Here is an 8,455-nt window from a genome sequence, read left to right as displayed (position 1 = left end):
AGATGTGTATAAGAGACAGACCCCTACCCGTACCCGTGCCCGCGCCGATGACGTCAACGGCCGCCCGCCCCGACTCGACGTCACCGACGACGAGCACCGTCGCTGTCGTCGCTGCGACGGCCGTGGGCCACGGCCACCACGGTGCGTCGCCGACGGCCTCGTTGGGCGTCGTCTCGAAACGAATGAGGTAGTCGACCGGGCCGCCGGCCAGCCACGCCGTGGCTGCGGGGGAGACATCGAACGTCGAGACGACATCGTTCGCTGTAGGAGTATGTGCCGATGCCGATGCCGATGCCGATGCCGATGCCGATGCCGATGCCGATGCCGATGCCGATGCCAGTGCCGGCACGGAGGCGGACTCACCCGCGAGGTCGGCCCCGAGCGCGCGCACCGCGGCGGCGGCTGAGGCGAGGCGGGAGGCGGGCATGCGGCCCGCTGCGACAGCTGCCAGAACCGCCGTTCCGATGGCCGTGAGCTGGGCATCCGTGTTCTCGGTGCCGACGCAGAGCAGGTCGCAGCCGGCGGCAATAGCGCCGACGGCGGCCTCGGGTATGCCGCTGAGTGCGCTCGCGCCCGCCATGTCGAGGGCGTCGCTCACGATCAGCCCGGTGAACCCGAGATGCCCGCGCAGCAGCCCCTGCAGGATGGCCGGCGAGAGTGTCGCGGGGTTCACCGAGTCATATGCCGGAAGGAGAATATGCGACGTCATGATAGTGCGCACCCCGGCGGCGATCGCCGCGCGGAATGGTTCGAGTTCGCGCGCGGCCAACTCGACGGCCGAGGCCGTGACCACAGGCAGCGCACGATGCGAGTCGGTTGCCGTGTCGCCGTGCCCGGGAAAGTGTTTCGCGCTGGCCGCGACACCGGTCGCCTGCAGCCCGCGCACCCACGCCGCGGTGTGGCGCGCAACCAGTGCGGTGTCGGCGCCAAAGCTCCGCACACCGATCACCGGATTGTCGGGGTTCGAGTTGATGTCTGCGTCGGGAGCAAAGTCGAGGTTCACGCCAGCATCGTGAAGCGCACGGCCGACCGCTCGAGCCGTCGCCGTGGTCGCCTCGAGCGAGTCGAGCCGGCCCAGCACCGCGTGGCCGACGTAGGGCGAACCCACGTCGTAGAACAGCCGCGTGACGTCGCCGCCCTCTTCATCGATCGAGATCAGCGCGTGCGGGTTCGCCTCGCGAATGGCATCGGTGAGCTCCCTCAGCTGCGTGAGTGACCGGATGTTCGGCCCGAACACGCACACTCCGCCGAGGCCCTCGGCCAACCTGCGGCGCAGCCACTCGGGCAGCACCGTGCCCGCGAACCCGGGCATCAGCGTGGCCAGAACCTGGCGGCGCAGAGCCTCGTCAGAACACGCGTCAGCCGACACCCGGCTGCCCGCCATGCCCCCGCCGGTCATCCCTTCACCGCCCCGCTCATCAGCCCGCTCGTCATCCGACCCTGCACAATGAGGAAGAACACGACCACGGGGATGGCCATCAGCGTCGACCCGGCCATGATGGCGGCCCAGTCGGTGGTGGTGTTAGCCTGCTGGAATGTGCGCAGCCACACGGGCAGCGTCTGCGACGCGGGCCGCGACATGACGACAAGGGCGAGCACGAACTCGTTCCAGGCCTGGATGAAGCCGAACACGCCCGTCGCCACCAGCCCCGGCGCGAGCAGGGGAAAGGTGATCTTCCAGAACGCGCCCGTGCGCGAGAGCCCGTCGATCATGGCGGCCTCCTCGAGCTCGATCGGCACCCCGTTCACGAAGCCGCGCAAAGTCCAGATGGTGAACGGCAGCACGGTGGCCACGTACACGAGCGTCAGGCCGCCGATGGTGTTCAGCAGCGACCAGCTGTCGAGCACGCGGTAGGTCGACACGATCATGGCCTCGGCGGGAATCATCTGAATGATCAGGATCGACAGGATGAACGCCTTGCGCCCCTTGAATCGAAACCGGGTGACGGCGAGCGAGGCCAGAAACGCGAACACCAGCGCAATGACCACGGTGAGCAGGGTGACGGCCAGCGAGTTGGCCAGCGCCGGCAGAAACGGCGACCGTGACGGCTCGAACAGCACGGTCGAATAGTTGCCGAGCGTGAAGTCTTTGGGGAAGAAGTTGGGGATGGGCCCGCGAATCTCATTGTTCGGCTGCAGGGAGGTATTGATCATCCAATACACCGGAAACACCGAGCAGAGAAAGATGATGACCGCGATGACGCTGAAGACCACGCTGGCGGCGCGGCGTTTGACGCGATGGCCCGAGACGGGGCGACGCGGCGGGCGACCGGATGCCCGGCGGGGCGACGGCGGCACGATCATGGCTGCCACGGCCGAGTCGAGCACCGCCAGATCGGCGTTCTTGGTCACGGTGCTCACAGGGCCTCCTCCTTGATGGTCTGGCGAACGTAGAAGATCGAGATGGCCAGCATGATGATGACCATGATCACGGCGATGGCGCCGCCTGCCCCGTAGTCACCGGTGCCGAGCGAGGTCTGGTAGATGTACACGCCGAGCGTGGAGGTCTGTTCACGAATGCCGCCGATGCCCTGCAGAGCAAAGATCTGCGTGAAGACCCGTAGGTCCCAGATGACCTGCAGAATCGTGACGACGAGAAAGATCGACTTGAGGTACGGGAACACGATGAGGCGAAAGCGCTGCACTGCGCCGGCGCCGTCGAGCTGGGCGGCCTCCATCACCTCGTCGGGAACCTGCGTCAGCCCGGCGTAGATGGTGAACGCGACGAACGGAACCGACTGCCACGTGATGATCACGCCGGCCACGGCGAAGAAGCTGATGGGGTCGATGAGCCACGAGTGGCCGGTGAAGTCGATGCCGGTGACCTGGCTGAGCAGGTAGTTCACAACACCGAACTGGGTGTCGAACAGCCAGCCCCAGATGATGACGGCGGTGAGCGCCGGCATGGCCCAGGCCAGCAGCAACCCCACTGAGACGAGGGTGCGAAAGAATTTATTGAGGCGCGTCATGAGGAGCGCGACCAGCGTGCCGAGGCTCATGGTCACCACGACGTTCACGATGCAGAACAGAAAACTGCGGGCGAGAACCTGCCAGAACTGCGGGTCGCCGAGAACACGGGTGTAGTTGTCGAAGCCCACGAACGGCGCTGCCTGCCCGAAGACCTGGGCGCGGCCGAACTGCTGGAACGACACGATGACGAGCTGCAGCAGCGGCCAGCCGATGATGGCGATGAGAATGAGGGTGGCCGGCACGAGGAGCAGTGCGGGGGCCAGGCCCTTGCGACCCACGGGTCGCCGCAGCCGGGAACTGACGGAGCCGAGAAGAGTAGTCATGAACCGCTTCCACATAAGATTTACGAACGTGTCTTCACCTTCCTAGGGCGAGGCACTCGGGTGGATGTTCGGGGCCGGGTACGACCGGCCCCGAACATCCATTTCACGGGGCTCAGCCGTTCAGAATGGCGTTGATCTTGCTGTCGACGTCGGTCGCCAGCGCTGTGACGTCGCCGCCCTGGCCGATCTTCACGAAGAAGTCCTGCAGGATGCCGGCCGCTTCGACGTCGGCCCATTTCGGTGAGGCCGGGGTGAGCTTCGCGTTCGCAGCGGCTTCGGCTGTAGCCTTCGCCACGTCGTCGGTGCCGAGCGTCGACGAGAGCGACTTGAGGGCCGGAACCAGGCCGGTCTTGCCGAGAATGGTCTGGTAGTCGGTGCCCAGCATGATCTTCAGGGCGCTGTACGCGAGGTCGGGGTGGGCCGACTTGGCCGCGATGGCAATGTTCGATCCACCGGCGAAGACCTGCGCGGCACCACCGTTCTTGCCCGGCAGCGCGTAGACGCCGAGGTTCGCCGTCTGGTCGGGGCAGCCAGGTGCTTTCGCGTCGGCCGCGGCCAGAATGGAGCCCTTCACCCAGCTGGGCGCCGAGACCTGCGCCACGGTGCCAGCACAGAACGGCACCTGCGGGTCGGTCTCGTTGCCGTCTTTCGGGGCAACCGAGGCCTTCTCCATGACCTGCTGAACCTGCTTCAGCCCAGCGATAGCGCCGGCCGACTCGAATCCCGCCTTCCAGGTGCCGTTGTCATCGGTTGCGATCTCGCCACCGTTCTCCCAGATGTAGGGCAGGGCGTTGTACCAGTCCTGACCGGGAAAGTAGATTCCGGAGACACCCGGGTTCGCCGCTGCGAGGGTGACGCCGTTCGAGACGTACTGGTCGAGCGTGGTGGGTACCGAGAGCCCGGATGCCGCCAGCAGGTCTTTCTTGTAGAACACCAGTCGCGCGCCCGAGTAGTAGGGGGCCGCGTAGAACTTGCCGTCGTACGTGCCCGCCGCCACGAAGCCGGGCAGCAGGTCTGACCCGCCGAGCTCCTGCAGCTTCGAGGTGAGGTCTTCGAACGCGCCCGCCGAGGTGAAGGCGGCGGCCTGCGTGTTGCCCACCTCCACCACGTCGGGGCTGTCGCTGCCGGAGAGGCTGGTGGTGAGCTTGTCGACCAGGCCTGTCCACGACTGCTCTTCGACGGTGAGCGTGGAGCCGGGGTTCTGCTTCTCGAAGGTGGTCTTCAGGTAGTCGCGTGCGGCCTGGGGGGTGTCTGTGCCGTTCAGCCAGACGCGAATACTGCCGGCCTCCGGAGTGCTGCTGCCCGAAGCGGCTGACCCGCCCGACGCGCAGCCCGCCAGGGCGAGCATGGTGGCGGCACCGAGTGCTACCAGAGAGAGTTTCCTCATTGTTGTTGCTACCTTTCCTAGGGCATTGATGGTGCAGGGTCGTGCCGTGTCATGACACCCCGAGCTGGCCGGAGAGCACCATGACGGCCGCGCCGCGCAAGACGATGTCTTGCCCGAGCGTGGTCATCCGAAGCGTGAGATCGCCGTGGAACTCGGCCATCGTGCGGCTTCGGAGGGTCTCGACGGTCGCCGCGATCAGCGTTCCGTCGAGAAGTTCGGTGGGCCCGCTCAGAACGATCTCCGGCAGGTTGAGGGCGCCAACGATGGGGGCGAGGGCAATGCCGAGCCGCTGGCCGGCTTCGGTGAGAACACGGTCGGTGTGGGTTCCGGATGCCCGGCCGAGCCCGATCGCCAGCTCGAGGTTCGGCGTCGAGAGCCACGTCTCGAGGCAGCCCCGTTTGCCGCAGACGCACAGGGCGCCGCCGTCAGTGCCCACGACGACGTGCCCGATCTCGCCCGCCGCGAACCGGCTGCCGAACAGCGGCGAGCCGCCGAGCAGCAGGCCCGCGCCCACGCCGTGCCCCACCTTGACCACCATGAGGTCGCCGTCGGCACCGCCGAAACTGTGCTCGGCCAGGGCCGCAGCGTTGGCGTCGTTCGCGACCACGATCGGGTGCCCGAACCGCTCGGCGAGCCGCGACCGCAGGTCGAGGTTCTTCCAGCCGAGATTGGGTGCGCTGAGCACCACGCCGCCGAGGTCGACCACGCCGGGGGAGCCGATGCCGATGCCGAGAATCGGTGCCGTGGTGGCGCTGATCAGGGTGTCGGTGAGCGCGATGACCTTCGCCACCGCGTCTTCGCCGGTGCTTCCCGCGAGGGCCACCTCGGCGCGGCTCAGAATGGTGCCGTCGAGGTCGAGCACCGCGCCCGTGAACAGCGCGTGCTCCGACAGGTCGATGCCCACGATCTGAAAGGCGGTACGGTCGATGTCGAGAATGGTGGCCGGTTTGCCGGGTCGGGCATCTTCGCGTGGGCCCATCTCGATGATGAGGTTCTCGGCGATGAGGTCGTTCACGAGGTCTGAGACGGTGACCCGCGTGAGGCCGGTCTCCCTGGCGATGTCGGCGCGGCTCTGGCGGCCGGTGCGGTACAGCGTCTGCAGCACGAGGGCACGGTTGTGGTTGCGGGCGTGCTCTGGCAGAACTTTCGCGCTGGGCCGAAGCGTGCGGCCGGGTGCGAAACCGGGAAGCGCCGATGCTGTCATGTTTGTTAGTAAACCTTACGAACAAACTCGACGCAAGACTTTTCTCCTGCGGTTGCCCGCAATTTACCGGTTCGTAACATTCGGTTGGCATTCGGCCGAGGTGACGGTGTGATTCGATGGGGCCATGCCAGAGCGCCGACCAGCCCCCACTTCTGCTTCTGCTGAGCTGTCGGCCGGGCATCCGCCAACCGCCGGGTACACCGTCACCGACTACCTGCTCGACCGGTTGGCAGAACTGGGGGTCGACCGGGTCTTCGGGGTTCCGGGCGACTTCACCCTCGGCCTTCTCGACCACATCGAGGCGCACTCCGTGGTGTCATGGGTGGGCACCGCGAACGAGCTCGGCGCGGGCTACGCGGCCGACGGGTACGCGCGCCTCCGCGGCATCGGAGCGCTCTGCACCACGTTCGGCGTCGGCGAGCTCAGCGCCGTCAACGCGGTCGCCGGCAGCTATGCCGAGCATGTGGGAGTGCTGCACCTCGTCGGGGCTCCCTCGCAGGCGGCGCAGGCAGCGGGCCGAGCGCTGCACCACTCGCTCGGGGACGGCGACTTTCGTCACTTCTACCGCATGAGCGCTGAGATCACCGTGGCGCAGGCCGTGCTCACGGCCACGAACTACGCCGCCGAGATCGACCGTGTGCTGCTGGCCATTCGCGAGCAGCACCTGCCGGGGTACCTGCTGCTCGCCACCGATGTGGGCGAGGTGGATGCCCAGCCGCCGGCCGCGCCCCTGCCGGCGCATCGCGATCTCACGTCGCCCGGGGCCCTCGCGGGGTTCGCCGAGGCGGCCCGGGTGTTGCTCGCGGGTGCGGTGTGCGTGGGGGTCGGCGGCACCGTTCAGGCGGGCGCGGGCGCTGGTGCCGGTGTCGGCGTACGGCGGGCCGGCGTGGGCCGGGTCGCCGTGCTGGCCGACCTGCTCGTGCACCGTCTGGGCGCTGAAGCCGAGCTGCACGAGCTGCTCGCCACGGCGCAGCCCGACGGGCGGCCGCTCGCCCATGCAACCCTGCTCTGGGGTCGCCGTGTGGTCGATGAGAGCGCGCCGGGCTACCTCGGAGCCTACGAGGGCTCGGCCAGCGCCCCGGCAGTTCGCCACGGAATCGAGGATGCCGATGCCCTCATCCTCGCGGGCGTACAGTTCACCGACCTCACCAGCGGGTTCTTCAGCCAGCACTTCGACGACAGCCGCGTCATCAGGCTCGACCCGCACCGGGCGTCGGTGGCCGGCATCGAGTTCGGCCCCGTCGACCTGCCCGATGCGCTGGGGGTGCTGTCGGGCATCCTGCGCTCGCTCGCTGCGAATGCGGCCAACGCGGCGAACGCTGCGAACGCGGCGAACGAGGTGGCTGCGATGGCCGCGTCTGCTGTGGCCGGCGCAGAGGTCGCGTCGACCACCGTGGCCAGCGGCACCCCACTCAGCCAGGCCGCGCTGTGGAGCGAGGTGGCGGCGGCGCTTCGTCCGGGCGATCTGGTGCTGGCCGATCAGGGCACCTCGTTTTACGGAATGGGCGCCGAGCGGCTGCCACACGGGGTGGTGTTCGTGGGGCAGCCGCTCTGGGCATCCATCGGCTACACGCTGCCGGCCCTCATCGGTGCCGCGCTCGCCGCGCCCGAACGCCGCCCCATTCTGCTCATCGGCGACGGGGCTGCCCAGCTGACGGCGGTCGAACTCGGCACCATGATGCGCCTCGGCCTCGCCCCCATCGTGGTGATCGTGAACAACGACGGGTACACCGTCGAGCGTGCGATCCACGGCCCGACCGCGCGGTACAACGACATCGCGCCCTGGAACTGGACCGCCCTGCCCGCAGCCCTCGCCCGCGACGCCCGCGACCTCTTCACCACCCGCGCTTCGACGGTGGGCGAACTGCGGGCGGCGCTCGAGGATGCCCGTGCCGCCGACTCCGCGCTCGCGCTCGTCGAGGCGGTCGTGCCGCGCCTCGACGTGCCGCCCCTGCTCGCTGCCATCGCGGCGGCTGCCGCCCGCGCGAACGCTCCCGCACCACCTGCCCCCTGACGCACCTGCGGGCAGGGCGCACCCGGGGCAGCGCGCACCCGTGGGCAGCGCACATCCGGGGCGAGCGCGGCTACCGTGGGGAGAGCGGGGGAGCCCCCGTGCCGCGCGGGCGAGGCCATCCAGAAGTCAGCACGGCCAACCCGATCACCAACAGCACCAGCCCCGCCACGATCGCCGCCGTGAACTGCTCGTGCAGCACCAGTACGCCCAGCACCGTCGCGGTGAGCGGCTCGACGAGGGTCAGCGTGGCCGCGCGCGACGCGGGCAGCTGGCTGAGACCCCGGGCGAACAGCGTGTACGCGAGCCCCGTCGTGATGACGGCCAGCCACACCGCCGTGGAAATGCCGCGTGCCGTGCCGAGCCACGCGAGATTCGAGCCGAGCAGCACCGGAAGCATGATCACCGCCGCCGCCCCGAACGTGGCGCCCATCGTCGCGGTCGGGCTCCATCCGCGCTCGAGCAGCGCCTTGCTGCTGAGCGCGTACACCGCGTACGACAGGCCGGCGCCGAGTGAGGCCAGAAGCCCCACTGGAGTGATGGATGCCCCACCCCCGCCC

7 protein-coding genes are annotated in these 8,455 nt (G+C 68.5%); 1 reads left to right on the top strand and 6 read right to left on the bottom strand.

Going from position 1 to position 8,455, the window contains the following annotated elements; all coding sequences use genetic code 11:
* The 5 genes from QN358_RS18205 to QN358_RS18185 all read right to left on the bottom strand — a co-directional run.
* A partial coding sequence (locus tag QN358_RS18205) for a glycoside hydrolase family 3 protein (protein WP_323513195.1) occupies positions 1-1,399 on the bottom strand: 1,399 nt, incomplete at its 3' end.
* Positions 1,396-2,361, bottom strand: coding sequence for a carbohydrate ABC transporter permease (locus QN358_RS18200; RefSeq protein WP_237280212.1), 966 nt, complete (start codon positions 2,359-2,361; stop codon positions 1,396-1,398). The genes QN358_RS18200 and QN358_RS18205, both read right to left, overlap by 4 nt.
* A complete protein-coding gene (locus tag QN358_RS18195) occupies positions 2,358-3,293 on the bottom strand; it encodes a carbohydrate ABC transporter permease (RefSeq protein WP_237280213.1) in 936 nt (311 codons plus the stop codon). The genes QN358_RS18200 and QN358_RS18195 overlap by 4 nt, the downstream gene beginning before the upstream one ends.
* Before the next feature lie 112 nt (positions 3,294-3,405).
* Positions 3,406-4,680: an extracellular solute-binding protein gene (locus QN358_RS18190; RefSeq protein ID WP_136640556.1), complete on the bottom strand. Its 1,275-nt coding sequence runs from the start codon at positions 4,678-4,680 to the stop codon at positions 3,406-3,408.
* A 49-nt stretch (positions 4,681-4,729) separates the two neighbouring features.
* Positions 4,730-5,884, bottom strand: coding sequence for an ROK family transcriptional regulator (locus QN358_RS18185; RefSeq protein WP_136640557.1), 1,155 nt, complete (start codon positions 5,882-5,884; stop codon positions 4,730-4,732).
* 124 nt (positions 5,885-6,008) lie between these two features.
* Here QN358_RS18185 and QN358_RS18180 point away from each other — a divergent pair, with 124 nt between their 5' ends.
* On the top strand, positions 6,009-7,898 hold the full coding sequence (locus QN358_RS18180; RefSeq protein ID WP_323513194.1) for an alpha-keto acid decarboxylase family protein: 1,890 nt from the start codon (positions 6,009-6,011) through the stop codon (positions 7,896-7,898).
* Between the two features lie 70 nt (positions 7,899-7,968).
* On the opposite strand, the gene QN358_RS18175 is transcribed toward QN358_RS18180, so the two are convergent.
* The coding region (locus QN358_RS18175; RefSeq protein ID WP_323513193.1) for an EamA family transporter at positions 7,969-8,455 on the bottom strand (487 nt) is incomplete at its 5' end.

This window comes from Subtercola sp. RTI3 (assembly GCF_035018625.1).
Lineage (GTDB): Bacteria > Actinomycetota > Actinomycetes > Actinomycetales > Microbacteriaceae > Subtercola > Subtercola vilae.
This window is presented reverse-complemented; position numbering and strand designations above follow the sequence as displayed.